General features: G+C 72.6%; 16 protein-coding genes. 9 read left to right on the forward strand and 7 right to left on the reverse strand.

The window, feature by feature from the left end; translation table 11 throughout:
* Window positions 1-71: 71 nt before the first annotated feature.
* A complete protein-coding gene (locus tag Msi02_RS44710; RefSeq protein ID WP_373308363.1) occupies window positions 72-188 on the forward strand; it encodes a lytic polysaccharide monooxygenase in 117 nt (38 codons plus the stop codon).
* Window positions 189-256: 68 nt separating this feature from the next.
* Here Msi02_RS44710 and Msi02_RS41185 read toward each other — a convergent pair whose 3' ends face one another.
* Together Msi02_RS41185 and Msi02_RS41190 are read right to left on the reverse strand one after the other, a co-directional pair.
* On the reverse strand, window positions 257-1,810 hold the full coding sequence (locus tag Msi02_RS41185; protein ID WP_204053149.1) for a M28 family metallopeptidase: 1,554 nt from the start codon (window positions 1,808-1,810) through the stop codon (window positions 257-259).
* 167 nt (window positions 1,811-1,977) lie between these two features.
* Entirely contained in the window at window positions 1,978-2,820 is an 843-nt protein-coding gene (locus Msi02_RS41190; RefSeq protein ID WP_239109300.1) for a D-alanyl-D-alanine carboxypeptidase family protein, read from the reverse strand.
* A gap of 268 nt (window positions 2,821-3,088) precedes the next feature.
* Between Msi02_RS41190 and Msi02_RS41195 the strand changes: the two genes are divergently transcribed.
* Window positions 3,089-4,231, forward strand: a complete 1,143-nt coding sequence (locus Msi02_RS41195; protein WP_204053150.1) for a steroid 3-ketoacyl-CoA thiolase — start codon at window positions 3,089-3,091, stop codon at window positions 4,229-4,231.
* A 35-nt stretch (window positions 4,232-4,266) separates the two neighbouring features.
* On the opposite strand, the gene Msi02_RS41200 is transcribed toward Msi02_RS41195, so the two are convergent.
* Window positions 4,267-5,340, reverse strand: coding sequence for an acyl-CoA dehydrogenase family protein (locus Msi02_RS41200; protein ID WP_204053151.1), 1,074 nt, complete (start codon window positions 5,338-5,340; stop codon window positions 4,267-4,269).
* Window positions 5,341-5,378: 38 nt separating this feature from the next.
* On the opposite strand from Msi02_RS41200, the gene Msi02_RS41205 reads away from it, so the two are divergent.
* The 3 genes from Msi02_RS41205 (at window position 5,379) to Msi02_RS41215 (ending at window position 8,543) form a co-directional block, all read left to right on the forward strand.
* On the forward strand, window positions 5,379-6,542 hold the full coding sequence (locus Msi02_RS41205) for an acyl-CoA dehydrogenase family protein (RefSeq protein ID WP_204053152.1): 1,164 nt from the start codon (window positions 5,379-5,381) through the stop codon (window positions 6,540-6,542).
* A gap of 85 nt (window positions 6,543-6,627) precedes the next feature.
* Entirely contained in the window at window positions 6,628-7,893 is a 1,266-nt protein-coding gene (locus tag Msi02_RS44200) for a C39 family peptidase (RefSeq protein ID WP_204053153.1), read from the forward strand.
* 59 nt (window positions 7,894-7,952) lie between these two features.
* Window positions 7,953-8,543 (forward strand): TetR/AcrR family transcriptional regulator, encoded by a 591-nt coding sequence (locus tag Msi02_RS41215; protein ID WP_239109302.1) that lies wholly within the window; start codon window positions 7,953-7,955, stop codon window positions 8,541-8,543.
* Here the strand turns inward: Msi02_RS41215 and Msi02_RS41220 are convergent.
* Complete coding sequence (locus tag Msi02_RS41220; RefSeq protein WP_204053154.1) at window positions 8,529-10,214, reverse strand: alpha/beta hydrolase; 1,686 nt, start codon at window positions 10,212-10,214, stop codon at window positions 8,529-8,531. The two genes, Msi02_RS41215 and Msi02_RS41220, sit on opposite strands and share 15 nt — an antisense overlap.
* A 142-nt stretch (window positions 10,215-10,356) precedes the next feature.
* Here Msi02_RS41220 and Msi02_RS41225 point away from each other — a divergent pair, with 142 nt between their 5' ends.
* Genes Msi02_RS41225 through Msi02_RS41235 form a run of 3 tightly spaced genes read left to right on the forward strand, consistent with a single transcriptional unit; the run spans window position 10,357 to window position 12,529 of the window.
* Window positions 10,357-11,253, forward strand: a complete 897-nt coding sequence (locus Msi02_RS41225; protein WP_239109305.1) for an LLM class F420-dependent oxidoreductase — start codon at window positions 10,357-10,359, stop codon at window positions 11,251-11,253.
* The gene (locus Msi02_RS41230; protein ID WP_204053155.1) at window positions 11,250-11,726 is read left to right on the forward strand and encodes a nuclear transport factor 2 family protein; all 477 of its coding nucleotides are present in this window, start codon (window positions 11,250-11,252) and stop codon (window positions 11,724-11,726) included. Before Msi02_RS41225 ends, Msi02_RS41230 begins: the two co-directional genes overlap by 4 nt.
* Entirely contained in the window at window positions 11,723-12,529 is an 807-nt protein-coding gene (locus Msi02_RS41235; protein ID WP_204053156.1) for an SDR family NAD(P)-dependent oxidoreductase, read from the forward strand. The genes Msi02_RS41230 and Msi02_RS41235 overlap by 4 nt, the downstream gene beginning before the upstream one ends.
* A 4-nt stretch (window positions 12,530-12,533) precedes the next feature.
* On the opposite strand, the gene Msi02_RS41240 is transcribed toward Msi02_RS41235, so the two are convergent.
* From Msi02_RS41240 to Msi02_RS41250, 3 genes are read right to left on the reverse strand one after another with little or no spacing between them, the layout of a single operon-like run.
* Window positions 12,534-12,947 carry a nuclear transport factor 2 family protein gene (locus Msi02_RS41240; RefSeq protein WP_204053157.1) on the reverse strand — a complete coding sequence of 138 codons (414 nt, stop codon included), beginning with the start codon at window positions 12,945-12,947 and terminating at the stop codon, window positions 12,534-12,536.
* Window positions 12,944-13,471, reverse strand: a complete 528-nt coding sequence (locus tag Msi02_RS41245; RefSeq protein WP_204053158.1) for a nuclear transport factor 2 family protein — start codon at window positions 13,469-13,471, stop codon at window positions 12,944-12,946. The genes Msi02_RS41240 and Msi02_RS41245 overlap by 4 nt, the downstream gene beginning before the upstream one ends.
* Window positions 13,464-14,348 carry an LLM class F420-dependent oxidoreductase gene (locus Msi02_RS41250; protein ID WP_204053159.1) on the reverse strand — a complete coding sequence of 295 codons (885 nt, stop codon included), beginning with the start codon at window positions 14,346-14,348 and terminating at the stop codon, window positions 13,464-13,466. The genes Msi02_RS41245 and Msi02_RS41250 overlap by 8 nt, the downstream gene beginning before the upstream one ends.
* Window positions 14,349-14,541: 193 nt before the next feature.
* Here Msi02_RS41250 and Msi02_RS41255 point away from each other — a divergent pair, with 193 nt between their 5' ends.
* On the forward strand, window positions 14,542-15,432 hold the full coding sequence (locus Msi02_RS41255) for an IclR family transcriptional regulator (RefSeq protein ID WP_204053160.1): 891 nt from the start codon (window positions 14,542-14,544) through the stop codon (window positions 15,430-15,432).
* Window positions 15,433-15,558 lie beyond the last annotated feature (126 nt).

Genomic DNA, 15,558 nt, shown 5'->3' on the forward strand with positions numbered 1-15,558 from the left:
GGCTCGGTCGTCGACCCGGCCTCCCGCAACTACGGCTGCCGGCTGCGCTGGGGCAGCGACTTCCACGGCGCGTGGAAGGCGACCGACGTCGGCGGCAACGCGGCCGGGCCGTGGTTTACACGATCTGGCAGGCCTCGCACATGGACCAGACGTTCTTCTTCTGCAGCGACGTGAACTTTACGCGCTGACGACCACGCAGGCAGGCCCCGCCGGACGTCGTCCGGCGGGGCCCGTGCGTACGGCTACCGCATGGGATTCACTGGGCGGGCGCGCCGTGCGCCTCGCCCACGTGGGCCGCGGCGGTGCGCGCGGCGGCCGCGGTGGTGCGGTTGTCCGGACCGGGCAGGTCGCGGCTGAAGGCGTAGACGGCCGCGGCGGTGGCGATCGCGCCGGTGTTCAGCGCGAGCGCCTTGTCGTTGATGTTGGCGATGGTGTCGCAGGCCTGGTGGTAGCAGGAGTCGTACGCCTGGCCGGCGGTGCCGCCGAACAACGCCTGCTCCTCGGGCGTCTTGACGCCCTCGGCGCCGGTGAACGTCCCACCGGCCGGGATCCCGGCCTCGATGAACGGCCCGTAGTCCGACCGTCCGTCGAAGTCGGTGCCGTTGTGGCCCTGACGGAGCGTGTCGAAGTACTTCTCGAAGAGCTTCTCGATCTCGTCGGAGCCCGCGGGGCCGGGACCGGCGCCGGTGGCGTCGGAGTCGTCACCGTCGTAGATCTTGAGGGCGTAGTTCGGCGAGGCGACCATGTCGAAGTTCAGGTACAGCTTGATCTTCGCCAGGTCGGCGGGGGACAGGCTCGCGACGTAGTGCTCGGAGCCGAGCAGGCCCAGCTCCTCCGCGCTCCAGAAGGAGAAGCGCAGCCTGTTCCTGGTCGGGATCTTGCCGAACGCGGTCGCGACCTCCAGGATCGCGGCGCTGCCGGAGCCGTTGTCGTTGATGCCGGGCCCCGCCAGCACGCTGTCCAGGTGCGCCCCGAGCTGCACCACCTTGTTGGGGTCACCCCACCGGGAGTCGGCGATGACGTTGTGGGTCTTGCGGATCTCGCTGGTGGTGTCCGTCTTCACCCGTACGGACGTCCCGGCGGCGGACAGTTCCTGGCCGACCGCGAAGCTCACGCCCACGGCAGGGATGTGCACGGTGGGCTCGCCCAGCGTGCCCTGCAGGGTGTCGGTGCGCCCCGGCTGGCCCTCGTTCATGATGATCACCGCGGACGCGCCCGCGGCCTGCGCGTTCTCGGCCTTCACCTGGAAGGTGCAGGTGCCGCGCTGCACCAGCGCGACGGCGCCCGCCGGGAAGCCGGCGAAGTCGGCGGCCTCGCAGCCGGAGGTCGACGAGCTCGGCGTGGGGCCGGGGGGAAGCATGAGGTCGACGTTCCGGACGGGCGCTGTGACGTCTCCCGAGCCGGAGTAGGTCATCGTGGCGAAGTCGCCGACGCTGCTGCCGTCCGGCGGGGTGGCCGCGTACGTCTTGGGGGAGGGCGCGGTCCGCTGCAGGACCGCGGTGGAGTTCTCCTTGAAGAACGGGAAGTCGAACTCCTGCAGGGTCACCGTGTAGCCGGCCTTCTTGAGCACACCGGCGACGTAGTCGCGGGAGGCCGCGAAACCGGGGGTGCCGGCGGCGCGGGTGCCGCCGTTGGCGTTCGCGATGTCCTGCAGCTTGCGCAGGTGTTTCTTCACCGCCGACGCGACCACCGTCTGCGCGATGGCGGCGGGGTCGGGGTCGGCGTTCGCCGGCGCGGCCGGCAGGAGGGGAAGCACGAGGGCGGACGCCGCGGTGGCGACGGCGGCCCGCATGCCGAGCGAGGCGCGCATTGGGCTCTCCTTCGGGTCCAATGACGGTCCGAAACGGTCCAGTGGTCAGGCCCCCCGATGGACACTGATCGGGAACCTAACCGGGTTTGACCGATCCGGGAAGGACCTGTTTTCTGGCCTGCCGGGGTATTGCGCGGGCCCCCTCGCCGTACGCCGCGTACGCGGGCTCAGCGGTCGGTCGCCCAGTCGAGCAGCGTCTCGGCGGTGTCCCAGCGGCGGCTGGCGACGTCCTCGCCGAGGATGATCCCGATCAGCCGGCGGCCGTCCCGGTCGGCCGCGAACGCCAGGCAGAACCCGGCGGCGTTCGTGGAGCCGGTCTTCACGCCGATCGCGCCCGGCAGGCCGAGCATGTGGTTGGTGTTGTACCAGTCGTACCGGCCGTCCTCGGTCGAGTGCTCGCTGGTCGAGGTGACCTTCTTGAAGACCGGGTTCCGCAGCGCGATCTCCGCGAGCCTGGCCTGGTCGCGAGCGGTGGAGTAGCCGTCGCCGTGGGACGTCGGGAGCCCGTCGGCGTTCACGTACAGGGTGTCGTTCAATCCGAGTTCGCGCGCGGTGGCGTTCATCTTGTCCACGAATCCGGGCACGCCGGGGCCGTACACGCGAGCGAGGGCGTGCGCCGCGTCCGCGCCCGAGGGGAGGAGCAGGGCGTACAGCAGTTCGCGGACCGGCAGGGTGTCGCCGGGCTCGAGGTCGGCCGTCGATCCGTCGTTGTCCCAGGCGTACTCGACGTCCTCGCGCTTGATCGTGACCTCGTCGTCGAGGTTCGCCTCGCGCAGGACGATGTACGCGGTCATGATCTTGGTCAGGCTGGCGACCGGCATGCGCTCACCGGCGCGCTTGTCCAGCAGTTCCTGTCCGGTCGTGGCGTCCAGGAGATAGACGGCCCGCCCATGCACGTGCGGCGCCGCGTACGCGTGCGCGGAAAGGTCCTGGGTCAGGCCGGAGGCGGCCAGGGCGGGAGGGGCGAGACTTGGCGACGCCACCCCCGTGACCAGGGCAAAGGCGGCCATGGAGACACCAAGAGAAAGTTTCCGAGCGAACATGCGAATCAGCGTGCCATGACTATTCGGTCTTTTCGGGCGAAAGTTCGCAAAATATCAGCAAAGCGCCCCGACTTATGTGACCAAAGAGGTTTCGTGTGGCTCGTCGGGTAATCGGCCGGGATCGTCCCCCTTGTTCCGCTGACTGGGACCGCGCTCCGCCCAGCGCGGGGCGGGGGTCACCATGACGCCGACACCCCGACATACCGACACGCCGAAACGAGAACGGGAGAAGCGCATGGGAACTCCGGTCATCGTCGATGCCGCGCGGACGCCGTTCGGGCGCCGGGGCGGATGGCTTTCCGGGCTGCACGCGGCCGAGTTGCTCGGCGTGGCGCAGCGCGGGACGCTGGAGCGCCTCGGCCTCGACCCCCACCTGGTCGAGCAGGTCATCGGCGGCTGCGTCACCCAGGCGGGGGAGCAGTCCGGCAGCGTCACCCGTACGGCCTGGCTGCACGCGGGCCTGCCGGAGGAGACCGGGGCCACCACCATCGACAGCCAGTGCGGGTCGGCCCAGCAGGTGGTGCACCTGATCGCCGCACAGATCGCGGCCGGGGTGATCGACGTCGGCATGGCCTGCGGCATCGAGGTGATGTCCCGGGTGCCGCTGATGGCCAACGTCGGCGAGGGTGTCGGCAGGCCCCGGCCCGAGTCCTGGGACCGCGACATGCCCGCCCAGTACGTGGCCGCCGACCGGATCGCCCGCCGCCGGGGCTTCTCCCGCGAGGGAATCGACGCCTTCGGCCTCCGTTCCCAGGAGCGGGCCGGGCGGGCGTGGGCGGAGGGCAGGTTCGACGGGCAGATCATCCCGGTGACGGTGCCCGGCGACGACGGGCCCGCGACCGTCACGAGGGACCAGGGGCTGCGCGAGACCAGCATGGAGGCGCTGGCCGGTCTCAAGCCGATCCTGGAGGGCGGCCTCCATACGGCGGGCACCGCCTCGCAGATCTCCGACGGCGCGAGCGCGGCCGTGCTGATGCACGAGGAGCGGGCCCTTGAGCTCGGGATTCGCCCGCGCGCCCGCATCGTGGCCCAGTGCCTGGTCGGCGCGGAGCCCGAGTTCCTGCTCGACGGCCCGGTCAGGGCGGCGGAGAGGCTGCTCGCCCGCACCGGCATGAAGATCGCCGACATCGACCTGTTCGAGGTCAACGAGGCGTTCGCCTCGGTCCCCATGTCGTTCGCGCAGGTCCACGGCGTCGATCCGGACCGGCTCAACGTCAACGGCGGCGCGATCGCGATCGGTCACCCTGTCGGGGCGACCGGCATCCGCCTGATCGCCGCCGCGATCGCCGAACTGGAGCGGCGCGACCAGGAGACGGCGATGGTCGCCGTCTGCGCCGGCGGCGCGCTGGCCACCGGCGCGATCATCCAGCGGCTCTGACAAACCGGACTGCTGGAGCTGATACGGCCGGCCCGTCAGCCGCCCAGTACGGCGGGGGCGAGGCGGGCCCGATGCCAGGCGGCGTCGCCGAACAGCTTGGCCGCCGAGTGGGCTCGCTTGAAGTACAGATGCGCCTCGTGCTCCCACGTGAAGCCGATGCCGCCGTGCAACTGGATGGTCTCGGCCGCCACGGTGGAGAACGCCTCGGCGCAGTACGCCTGCGCCGCCGCGGCCCGCACCGGCAGGTCGGCGGCGTCCTCGGCGAGCGCGCGGGCCGCGTCGTAGCTGACCGACCTGGCCGACTCGACCAGCACGTACAGGTCGGCCAGGCGGTGCTTGACCGCCTGGAACGAGCCGATCGGACGGCCGAACTGCTCCCTGGTCTTCACGTACTCCAGCGTGATCTCCAGGCAGCGCGACGCGCCGCCGAGCTGTTCGGCGCTCAGCGCGGTCGCGGCCACGGCGAGCAGGCGCTCCAGCACGCGGTGCCCGTCGGCGGTCAGGAGCCGCGCCGGGGCGCCGTCGAAGACCACGCGTGCCTGCGGCCTGGTCCGGTCCAGCGTGACCAGCGGCTCGACCCGAAGGCCCGAAGCGCCGGCTTCGACGGCGTACAGACCGAGACCGCCCTCCGGGGTGGCGGCGGGCACGACGAACAGGTCGGCGCGCGCGCCGTCGAGCACGTGCTCCTTGACGCCCGTCAGCCGTCCGTCCGCCACGCGGGCGCGGATCGCCGCCGGGTCCCATGTCCCGCTCTCGGCCCAGGCCAGCGTGCCGACGCGGGTGCCGTCGGCGATGCCGGGCAGGTCGCCGGTCGCGCCGCTCGCCAGCAGCGCGCCGGCGGCGAGGACGGCCGAGCCCAGGTAGGGCACCGCGGCGAGCGTGCGGCCCAGTTCCTCGCACACCACGTGGGTCTCGGCGTACGAGAAGCCCGCCCCGCCGTGCTCCTCGGGTACGGCCAGGCCGAAGGCGCCCACCTGGTCGGCGAGCAGCCGCCAGACGGTCTCGTCGTACTCCGGCGTCGCGTCGGGCGCGGGGCGGGCCGGGGGGTTGCGCTCGAGCAGGGCGCGGACGGTGCGCCGCAGCTCCTCCTGCTCCTCGGTGGTGAACATAGCCTTCATTCTAACAACTGTTTGGTAGAGTGCCAGATGTGAACAGGAGCGAGACGTTCAGGGCAGAGGTACGGGCCTGGCTGGAGGACAACCTGTCGGGCGGGTTCGCCGGCGCCAGGGGGCTGGGCGGGCCCGGCCGCGAGCACGAGGCGTTCGACGTACGGCTGGCCTGGGAGCGGCACATGGCCGAGGCCGGCTGGACCTGTCTGGGCTGGCCCGAGCAGTACGGCGGGCGGGGGGCGAGCGTCGAGGAGCAGGTCGTCTTCCACGAAGAGTACGCGCTGGCCGGCGCGCCCGCCCGGGTCGGCCACATCGGCGAGAACCTGCTCGGCCCGACGATCATCGCGTTCGGCACCGACGAGCAGCGCGCCCGCTTCCTGCCGCCGATCGTGGCCGCCCGGGAGCTGTGGTGCCAGGGCTACTCCGAGCCGAACGCCGGCTCCGACCTGGCCAACGTGCAGACCCGCGCCGAGCCGGACGGCGACCGCTGGCGGGTCACCGGCCAGAAGGTGTGGACCTCCCTGGCCATGGAGGCCGACTGGTGCTTCGTGGTCTGCCGCACCCAGCCGGGCTCGGCGCGCCACCACGGCCTGTCCTACCTGCTCGTGCCCATGCGGCAGGAGGGGGTGGAGATCCGGCCCATCGTCCAGATGACCGGGACGAGCGAGTTCAACGAGGTGTTCTTCGACGGCGCGGTGACGGACGCCGCCAACATCGTGGGCGCGCCCGGCGACGGCTGGAAGATCGCCATGGCGACGCTGGGCTTCGAGCGCGGCGTGGCCACGCTCGGCCAGCAGGTGGGCTTCCGCCGCGAACTGGAGGCGATCATCGCGCTGGCCCGCAGGACGGGCGCCGTGGACGACCCCCTGCTGCGCGACCGGCTCGTCCGCTCCTGGATCGGCCTGGAGGTCATGCGGCTCAACGCCGTACGCACGATGGCCGGCATCGCGGCGGGCGCGCCCGGCCCGGAGTCGTCCATCTCCAAGCTGGTGTGGGGCGTGTGGCACCGCGAGCTCGGCGAGCTGGCCATGGACGTGCTCGGCGCGGCCGGGATGATCGCCGACGGCCCGCCGTACGACCTGAGCGACGAGCAGCGGCTCTACCTGTTCTCCCGGTCCGACACCATCTACGCGGGTTCCAACGAGATCCAGCGCAACATCATCAGCGAGCGCGTGCTCGGCCTGCCCCGCGAACCCCGGTAGCGGATACGTATTCCTGCCGATGTGCCGGACGGGCCGCGGTCTCTACCGTCGAGGGCGCCGACGAGACCCGAGGTGAGCTATGCGCATGCCGGGCGTGTTCCTGTCCGTGTTCCTGTCCGCCCTCCTGACGACCTCATCCCTCACCGTCACCTCCGCGGCCGCCGAGGCCGTGACCAAACCCCCGCCGTCCGCCGTCGACGTCGTCTACCAGCGGGCCCACTTCGGCCCCGGTCTGCGGGAGGGCGTGAAGGCGGGCAACACCCTGTCCTTCGCCGCCCCCGTGGGCACGATCTCCTACACCGACGCGCTCGGCACGAAGACCTGGGAGTACGCCCGGTGGACCGGCCCCGAGCGGCCCATCGGGTTCGCCGCCACCGAGCTGGTGGCCTCCTGGAACGCCGACGTGCCCGCCGGGAGCTGGCTGCAGGTCGAGATGCGCGGCCGCCACGCCGCCGGGCAGACGAAGTGGTACGTGCTCGGCCGCTGGGCGTACGGCGACGAGGACATCCGGCGCACGTCGCTGTCCGGGCAGCGGGACGCCGACGGCACCGTCTCGGTCGACACGTTCGTGGCCGCGGCGGGCAAGGCGATCACCTCCTACCAGCTGCGCGTCACGCTGTACCGGGCTCCGGGCTCGGCCGTGACCCCGGTCGTGCGCGCGCTCGGCGCGATGGCCTCCGCGGTGCCCGTCCGGGCGACCGTCCCGGTCAGCCCCGGCGGCATCGCCTGGGGCGTCGAACTGCCGGTGCCCCGCCGCTCGCAGAACGTCCACGAGGGCCACTACCCCGAGTGGGACGGCGGGGGAGAGGCGTGGTGCAGCCCGACCTCGACCACCATGGTCCTCGGCTACTGGGGCAAGTGGCCCAGCAAGCAGGACACCGCCTGGGTCGACCCCTCGGACCCCAACCCCGAGGTCGACTACGCCGCCCGGTACACCTACGACTACGCGTACGAGGGGGCGGGCAACTGGCCGTTCAACGCGGCGTACGCGGGACGGTACGGTCTCGAGGGGTTCGTCACCCGGCTCCGCTCGCTGACCGAGCTCGAGCGGCTGATCCGGGCCGGCATCCCGGTCGTCACCTCGCAGTCGTTCAAGGCCGAGGAACTGCCCGGCGCCGGATACAGCACCAACGGCCACCTCATGGTCATCATCGGCTTCACCGCCAACGGTGACGTGATCGCCAACGACCCCGCCTCGCCGGACAACGACGCGGTCCGCCACGTCTACCCGCGGGCCAACTTCGAGAACGTCTGGCTGCGCAGCACCGGAAGCGGCGGGATCGTGTACGTCATCCACCCGAAGAACCACCCCCTGCCGCCCACCACCCCCGGGCTGCCGGCGAACTGGTGAGAATCGGGCCGGGCCCGGCGGTGTACGGCCGCGGGTCCGGCCCTCCTATAGTTAGTCAGGTGACTGACTCGACGAGTGCCCGGGTGAGGGCCGCGAGCGCCAAGCGGCAGCGGCTCATGGCCGCCGCCGCGCAGGTGGTGCACCAGCAGGGCGCAGAACGCACCACCATCGCCGACATCGCCCGCGCCGCCGACGTCCCGGTGGGCAACGTCTACTACTACTTCAAGACCAAGGACGAGCTCGTCGCCGCCGCGCTGGCCGAGCACGCTCGCCACCTGCGGGATCTCACCGAACGGCTGGAGCGGCTGCCGGACCCCCGGGAGCGGCTCAAGGGCCTCGTGGAGACGTGGGTCGGCCAGCGCGACCTCGCGGCCCGGTACGGCTGCCCGACCGGCACCCTCGCCGCCGAGCTGGACAAACGTGACGAGGGCGGCCTGGACACGGAGGCGGGCAAGGTCATCAGGCTGCTGCTCGACTGGGTCGAGCAGCAGTTCCGCGAGCTCTGCCTGCCCGAGCCCGACGGCCTCGCCCTGACCCTGGTGGGCGCCTACCAGGGCATGTCGCTGCTGGCCAACGCCCTGCGCGACCCCCAGATCATGACGCGCGAGGGGACCCGGCTGATCGGCTGGCTCGACTCACTGCATGCCTGAACCCGCAGCATGCTGCGCGAGCAGCGTGGTCAGCGCCGCGGTCCGCGCGTCGTCCCACCCGTCCGGCGGCGCGATGCGCGCCCACGCGGCGATCACCTCGCCGTCGTAGTCGTGGCCGTGCCCCGGCGGCGCGTCGAGGGAGAACACCAGGTCGGCGGTGATCTGCCAGAACGTCACGAACGGATACCACCGGATCCAGGGCAGCACGTCGTCGCCGCGCCGCTCCTCCAGCCAGTCGGGCCGGGTGAGGACGAGCCGGGGCGTCCACCACACGATCGGGTCGGAGGGATGCTGGAGGTAGACGACCCGCGGCGCGTTCCACGGTGACGCGGGCGCGTCCAGGTCGGAGGGGCGGTTGGCGAAGCGCACGGTCTCGCCGCCCCGGTAGACGGGCAGCGCCTCCCTGCTGCCCGCGTCGCGGCCGTCGACCAGCCGCCGCCACAGCGCGCTGCTGTCCGGCGGCCCGACGAACAGCGCGCCGTCGGTGCGCTCGCGCAGGTCCCGGTCGCCGCCGAACGCCGACTCCGCGCCGAACGCCCCCAGGCTCTCCCCGAAGACCAGCAGCTTGGGCCGGTGACCGGCGGGCAGCGCCGACCAGCGGGCGTACACCTGGTCGAACAGCTCGCGCCCGGCCGCCCTCGCCCGCTCGCGGTCCACGAGGAACGAAAGCCAGCTCGGCAGGTAGGAGTACTGCATGGAGACCAGCGCGGTGTCGCCGCCGTACATGAACTCCAGGGCGGCGGCCGCCTGCGGATCCACCCAGCCGGTGCCGGTCGTCGTGATCACGCAGAGCACGTCGCGGCCGAACGCGCCGGTCCGCTCCAGTTCCCGTACGGCCAGGGCGGCCCTTTCGCGTGTGGTCGCGGCGGAGTCGAGCCCCGCGTAGACGCGGATCGGGGCGACGGCGGGCCGCCCGCTGAAGCGGCTCAGCTCGCCAACGGCAGGCGCGTCCGCGACGAAGGCGCGGCCCTCCAGGCCGAGCGACGCCCAGGAGACCAGCGAGGAGGGGCTGCCCGACAGCGTGGCCGCCGCCGGCGGGGTGATGCCGGGGGCGGTCTCGGTGTTGATCGCGGCGAAGCTGCGGTCGGCGCCCTTCAGCAGGGCCTCGGTGAGGATCCCGTCGGTCAGGAAGACGGCCAGCACGCCCACCCCGAGCCCCGCGGCGAACTGCGCGGCCGTCGCGGGGAACCACCGCCCGAGGAAGCGGCCCAGCGCCCGCGCCGCGATCCGCAGCGCACGGGCGGCGGCCAGCAGGGCCAGGAACAGGGCCGCCGCGATCAGCGGGACGCCCAGGTAGCCGAGCCGCTCCGGCGGGTCCAGGCCCATCAGCACGTAGATGTCCCGCTGCGCGCGCACGCCCAGGACCAGTGAGGCGGCGCCGAGACCGCAGCCGAATGTCGCGACCAGGCGCCGGACCCGCCGCCGTCCCTTGCGGTTCCACGCCGCGCGCCACCTCGCCGGGAGCCATGCCGCGGCCGGGCGTACGAGCGCGCTGACGCTCACTCCCACCAGATATCCGGTGGCGGTGAGCACGCCTGCGATGATCCCCTGCAGCGTCCAGGGACGGGGCAGCAGCGACGGCGTGAGGGACAGGGAGAAGAAGGTGGCGGCGAGGACGATCCCGGCCGTGTCCAGCGGCGCGTTGAGACGCAGCCGCCGTCTTTCCCCCATCAGGTCCCCGATCCGCTCCGATGGCCTACGGAGCAGGCAGGCTATCAAGGTAACGAACAGGTCACGGCGCGGGTGGGGGGGCACGTCCCGGTCATCGGGAGCGGTCCGATCCGGCCCCGGGCCGCGCCGATAGCGTCCCCGCGTGAGCGGAGCGATGAAATACGCCGTGCTGGCCCCCGTGGCGGCGAACACGACCGCCGACCCCGAGTGGATCGCCGGTTTCGCCCGGCATGCCGAGGCGTGCGGGTTCGAGTCCGTCGTGGTGGTCGAGCACACGGTGGTGATGAGCCGCTACTCCAGCGTCTATCCGTACGACAGCTCGGGCCGGATGGAACTGCCGGACGACTGCGACATCCCGGACCCGCTCGACCTGCTCGCCTTCCTGGCCGGCCGTACGAGCGAGATCGGGCTGGCCACCGGCGTCCTGGTGCTGCCCAACCATCATCCGGTCGTGCTGGCCAAGCGCCTGGCGACCGTGGACGCGCTGTCCCGGGGCCGCCTGCGGGTCTGCGTGGGCATGGGCTGGATGAAGGAGGAGATCGAGGCCTGCGGCGCCGACTTCGCCACTCGTGGCCGCCGGGCCGACGAGCAGATCCGCGTGCTGCGCGCGCTGTGGGCGGGCGGCGGCCCGGACGGGGTCGGCCACCACGGCGAGTTCTTCGACTTCGACGGCGCGATGACCTATCCCAAGCCGGTCCGCGGCGCGGTGCCCCTCCACATCGGCGGGCACAGCGTCGCGGCGGCCCGCCGCGCCGGACGCCTGGGGGACGGCTTCCAGCCGCTGGGCGTCGTGGGAGACGACCTGCGCCGGCTGCTCGGCGTGATGCGCGCCGAGGCGGAGGCGTGCGGCCGCGACCCCGAGGCGCTGGAGCTCACCCTCGGGCACATGGTCTCCCGCATCACCCCGGAGAAGGCCGCCTCGCTGGCCGCGCTGGGAGCGAACCGGATCCTGCTGTCACCCACCCCCACGGCCGACCTCGCGGCGGCCACGGAGGAACTGTCCGCCTGCGCCGCCCGCCTCGGGCTGGAGGCGAGATGAACGGCGTGACGGCGGCCGACGCCGCCGCGCTGACCGACCTCGTGGGGCGCTACGCGTTGTACGCCGACGAGCGCGACTTCGCGCGACTGACCGGCCTGTTCGCCCCTGACGGGGTGCTCGTGCTGCCGGACCCGCCGCGCGCGCTCGGCCCGGTTCTCGCCCGCACGGGCCACGAGGAGATCGCCGCCGCGATGACCGCGCTGGAGAGCCTCATGATGACCTTCCACGCGCTCGCCGGGCAGGTCTTCGAGCCCGGGCCGGAGCCCGGCACCGCCACGGGCGCGGTGGCCTGCGTGGCCCACCACCTGTCCGTACGCGACGGCGCGCCGTCCGACCTGGTGTGGCACCTGCGGTACGCCGACACCTACCGGCGGCACGACGGCGCCTGGCGCATCACCCGCCGCGAGGTGCGGATCGACTGGATCGAGACCAGGCCGGTGCGGCGCGTACGCGGCCGGGAGGGGGAGCGATGACTGTTTCTGTGGTCACCGGGGGCGCGCTGGGCATCGGCGGCGCGGTCAGCCGCAGGCTCGCCCGCCGGGGCGACCTGGTGGTGCTCAACGACATCGACGCCGAGGCGGCCGAGGAGACCCGCCGCGCCATCGAGGCCGCCGGCGGGCGCTGCGTCACGGTGATCGGCGACGCGAGCGACGAGGAGACGGCCGACCGCGTACGGGACGCCGCGCTCGACGCGGGCGGCGGCCGGGTGGACGTGCTGGTCAACAACGTGGGCGACTTCCGCCCGGCGTCCAGGACGTTCCTGCGCAGCACTCCCGCGCACTGGCAGCGGCTGTACGAGCTGAACCTGCGGCACGTGTTCACGCTGACCCACGCCATCCTTCCGGTGATGGTCGAGCAGGGCTCCGGCTGCGTGGTGAACAACTCCACCGTGGAGGCCTTCCGCGGCATCCCCGGCCATGCCGTCTACTCCGCGTACAACGCGGGGGTGTCGGCCTTCACCAAGAGCCTCGCCGTGGAGGTCGGCCGTTATGGCGTGCGGGTCAACGCGATCGCGCCCGACCTGGCCGACACGGAGCAGACCCCGGCGAGCGCGATGCTGCGCGGGCGCGACCCCGGGCTGATCCCGCTGTGGGTGCCGCTCGGCCGGTTCGGCGAGCCCGACGACTACGCCGCCGTCGTGGAGTTCCTCGCCTCCGACGAGGCGCGGTTCGTCACCGGTCACACCATCCCGGTGGACGGCGGCACGCTCGCCGCCTCCGGCTGGTACGGCCGGGCCGACGGCAAGGGCTGGACCAACATGCCCGACCGCCCCTGAGGGCTCAGCCGGGCTGGAGGACTCCGAAATCGCCGACCGCCATCGTCATGCCGAACACCCGGGAGGCGATCAGCCAGCCCTCGGACGTGCGCTCCCAGCGGTCGTCGTACTCACCGAAGCACTCGTAGAAGCGGCCCTCGTACGCCCCGGCGCCCTGGTGGTACACCCGCGCGTACGTCAGCGACCTGGCGCGGTCGCCGTCGATCTCGACGCGGTGGTTGCCCAGCAGGTGCTGGGAGGGGCCACAGCCGCCGAGGTGCGCCCGGATCGTGGCGACGATTTCCACCCGGCCCGTGCGGCGGTAGCCGGTGGCGTCCGGGGTGAAGGCGGCCGCGACCGCCTCCCAGTCGCGCCGGTCGAGCGCTGCGGCGAAGGCGGCGAGCCGCTCGACGATGTGCCGCCGGTCGTCGTCCGTCATACCCGCTCTCCGTTCGGAACAGGAGTGGAGACGCCGCTCGCGAGCAGGGCGGGGGACTCGGGGCGGCCGTCGAGCACCCGGGCGGTGCGGGTGACGATCCGCCAGCCGCTGTCCGTGCGGCGCAGCGTCCAGTGGTTGGCCGTCGCCCGGCGGAGCGCGAAGCCCCCGTCCCCGTGGGTGACCATCAGCGAGTAGGAGACCGCCGTCGCGTCGTCGCCCGTGACGGTCACGTGCGGCGGGCCGACGAAATGCGCGCAGCCGCCCGCGATCCAGCCCTGGTGGGCGTCCGAGCGCACCATGGCCGCGATCTGGGCCCGCCCGCGCATGAGTAGTTCGTCCACGTCGTACACGCCGTCCGCGTCCCACAGCCCGGCCACGGCGTCCGCGCTGCCGCTGTCCACCAGCGGGCCGTACGACAGGATGAGCCGGGTCACCTCCCGCTCGTCCTCCAGCGCGCCGGTGCGTTCCTCCAGGCGGGCCAGCCGCCGTTCGATGTCGGTCCCGGTCGTCGTCGTGTCAGCCATCGGTCCTCCCGAAGTCCACGCCCATCGCGGAGGCGAGGTCGCGCAGCGCCTCCAACTGCTCCCGGTAGTGGTCCGCCGAGGTCGCGGCGACGGTGACGCCGGCGACGGTCGCGCCTGCGTCGCGCACCCGCTCCAGCGCGCGCCGCGCGGCGTCCGGGGCTGCCTGGGGATCCACCGGCCGGCCCGCCGCCAGCACGACGTCGAAGGAGTCCGGCAGGTCGTCCGCCTCGCGGACCATCGACGCGAGCGTCTCCAGGGGCAGTCCGAACGGCACCCACCCGTCGCCGTACGTCGCGGCGCGGCGCAGCGAGCGCGGAGTGCGTCCGCCGATCCACAGCGGCACCCGGGGCTGTACGGCGTGCGGCTCCACCACGAACCCGGAGAAGTCGTAGAACTCGCCGTGGAACTCCGGCTCCCGCTGCGACAGCGCGGCGCGCAGCGCCGCGATCGCCTCGTCGGCCCGCGCCCCCCGGCCCTCGAACGGCACGCCGAGCAGGTCGAACTCCTCCTTGAGGCTGCCCACGCCGAGGCCCAGTGTGAGCCGCCCGCCGCTGACGCGGTCGAGCGTGCCGTACCGCTTGGCGATGGCGAGGGGGTGGTGGTAGCCCAGCACCAGCACCTGCGTGACCAGCCGGATGCGCCGGGTGCGCGCCGCGAGGTAGCCGAAGGTCGCCAGCGGATCCCAGTAGACGGCGCCGCGCTCGGCGGCGATGCCGGCCGGGACGGCCACGTGCTCACTGCAGGTGAGGTGGTGGTAGCCCAGCCGGTCGGCGGTCTCCGCGATCCGGGCCAGGTCGTCCACGCCGGCCTCGCGTTCCCACTCGGAGTGGATCCCGGGCAACCGGACCACGACAGGACTGACGATGCCGATCCGCACCGGCGTACCTCCACATCAGGAACATGCTTCGCAGAAATCTTTCTAGTGGAGGCCGACACCCCGGCCGCCGCTCGTCCCGCTGACCGGAACCGGACACGAGGCAGCAGAACGGGATGTCTCTTCCCCTCTTCCCAGGGGCGTGATGCGTTGCTACATTCCGAGGCAAGAATTCATTTCAGTTTTGGGAGGTGTGATGACCGCTCTCCGTGCCGAGCACGAGGCGACGGCGCCCGCTCGACGAGAGCTGCCGCCGTCGATGGTCGAACGGATGACGCTGATCATGGACGCGTTCACCGGTCGCTCCACCCGTCTCACGCTCGAGGACGTGGCCCGCTGCACGCACCTCCCGCGCTCGACGGCTCATCGCATCCTCGACCAGCTCGTACGGCTGAACTGGCTGGATCACACGTCGTTCGGTTACAGCCTGGGCAAGCGGGCGCTCGGGCTCGGCGGCCGGGACGGCAGCCACGGCGAGATCCGGGAGGCCGCCGCGCCGCTGCTGCACAACCTGCAGATCAGGACCGGGATGGTCGTCCACCTCGCCGTGCTCGACGGCGCCGAAGTGTTCTACCTCGACAAGGTCGGCGGCCGGTTCGCCCTGTCGGTGCCCTCCCGCGTCGGCGGCCGGGCCCCGGCCCACTGCACCGCGCTCGGCAAGGCGATCCTCGCGTGGCTGGAGCCCGAGCAGGTCGAGGCGCTCATCGACGGGCATATCAGCCGCCTGACCAACCGGACGATCGGCGACATCGGCACCCTGCACCAGGAGCTCAACCGGATCCGGCAGCGGCGCGGGCTTGCCTTCGAGCGGGGGGAGTGCTTCCCCGACATCTCCTGCGTCGCCGCGGCCGTGCGCGGCCACGAGGGGCCGGTGGCCAGCATCTCCCTGGTGGGCGACGCCCGCACGCCGCTGGAGAAGGTGGCTCCGCTCGTGGTCGACGCCGCGCGGCAGGTCTCGCTCGCCCTCTTCCCCGACCTGGACTCCCAGCGCAGGTCCCGGGCCGTCCACCGGGTGCCGGACCGCACCTGGTCCCCGGAGACCATGAACCGCCTGCTCGCCGTCGGCCAGAATGGCGACTGGCTCTGAAGCGGCCCACGCGCCACCCGCTGAAGTGATCGGCCGCATTCGGCCTGACCGCATCTAAATTCGCAGCCGCCGGGCTCTTATGTGGGCCGGGTGGTAGGTGAAGGCCCAGCGGTCGGTGTCTTGTTT

It is taken from the genome of Microbispora siamensis (assembly GCF_016863095.1).
In the GTDB taxonomy this organism is placed as follows: Bacteria; Actinomycetota; Actinomycetes; order Streptosporangiales; family Streptosporangiaceae; genus Microbispora; species Microbispora siamensis.

Excerpts from the sequence above, each read along its gene's own strand:
- Msi02_RS41185 (WP_204053149.1), bottom strand. The coding sequence starts at position 1,810 with ATGCGCGCCTCGCTCGGCATGCGGGCCGCCGTCGCCACCGCGGCGTCC.
- Msi02_RS41190 (WP_239109300.1), bottom strand. The coding sequence starts at position 2,820 with ATGGCCGCCTTTGCCCTGGTCACGGGGGTGGCGTCGCCAAGTCTCGCC.
- Msi02_RS41195 (WP_204053150.1), top strand. The coding sequence starts at position 3,089 with ATGGGAACTCCGGTCATCGTCGATGCCGCGCGGACGCCGTTCGGGCGC.
- Msi02_RS41200 (WP_204053151.1), bottom strand. The coding sequence starts at position 5,340 with ATGTTCACCACCGAGGAGCAGGAGGAGCTGCGGCGCACCGTCCGCGCC.
- Msi02_RS44200 (WP_204053153.1), top strand. The coding sequence starts at position 6,628 with ATGCCGGGCGTGTTCCTGTCCGTGTTCCTGTCCGCCCTCCTGACGACC.
- Msi02_RS41220 (WP_204053154.1), bottom strand. The coding sequence starts at position 10,214 with ATGGGGGAAAGACGGCGGCTGCGTCTCAACGCGCCGCTGGACACGGCC.
- Msi02_RS41230 (WP_204053155.1), top strand. The coding sequence starts at position 11,250 with ATGAACGGCGTGACGGCGGCCGACGCCGCCGCGCTGACCGACCTCGTG.
- Msi02_RS41235 (WP_204053156.1), top strand. The coding sequence starts at position 11,723 with ATGACTGTTTCTGTGGTCACCGGGGGCGCGCTGGGCATCGGCGGCGCG.
- Msi02_RS41240 (WP_204053157.1), bottom strand. The coding sequence starts at position 12,947 with ATGACGGACGACGACCGGCGGCACATCGTCGAGCGGCTCGCCGCCTTC.
- Msi02_RS41245 (WP_204053158.1), bottom strand. The coding sequence starts at position 13,471 with ATGGCTGACACGACGACGACCGGGACCGACATCGAACGGCGGCTGGCC.
- Msi02_RS41255 (WP_204053160.1), top strand. The coding sequence starts at position 14,542 with ATGACCGCTCTCCGTGCCGAGCACGAGGCGACGGCGCCCGCTCGACGA.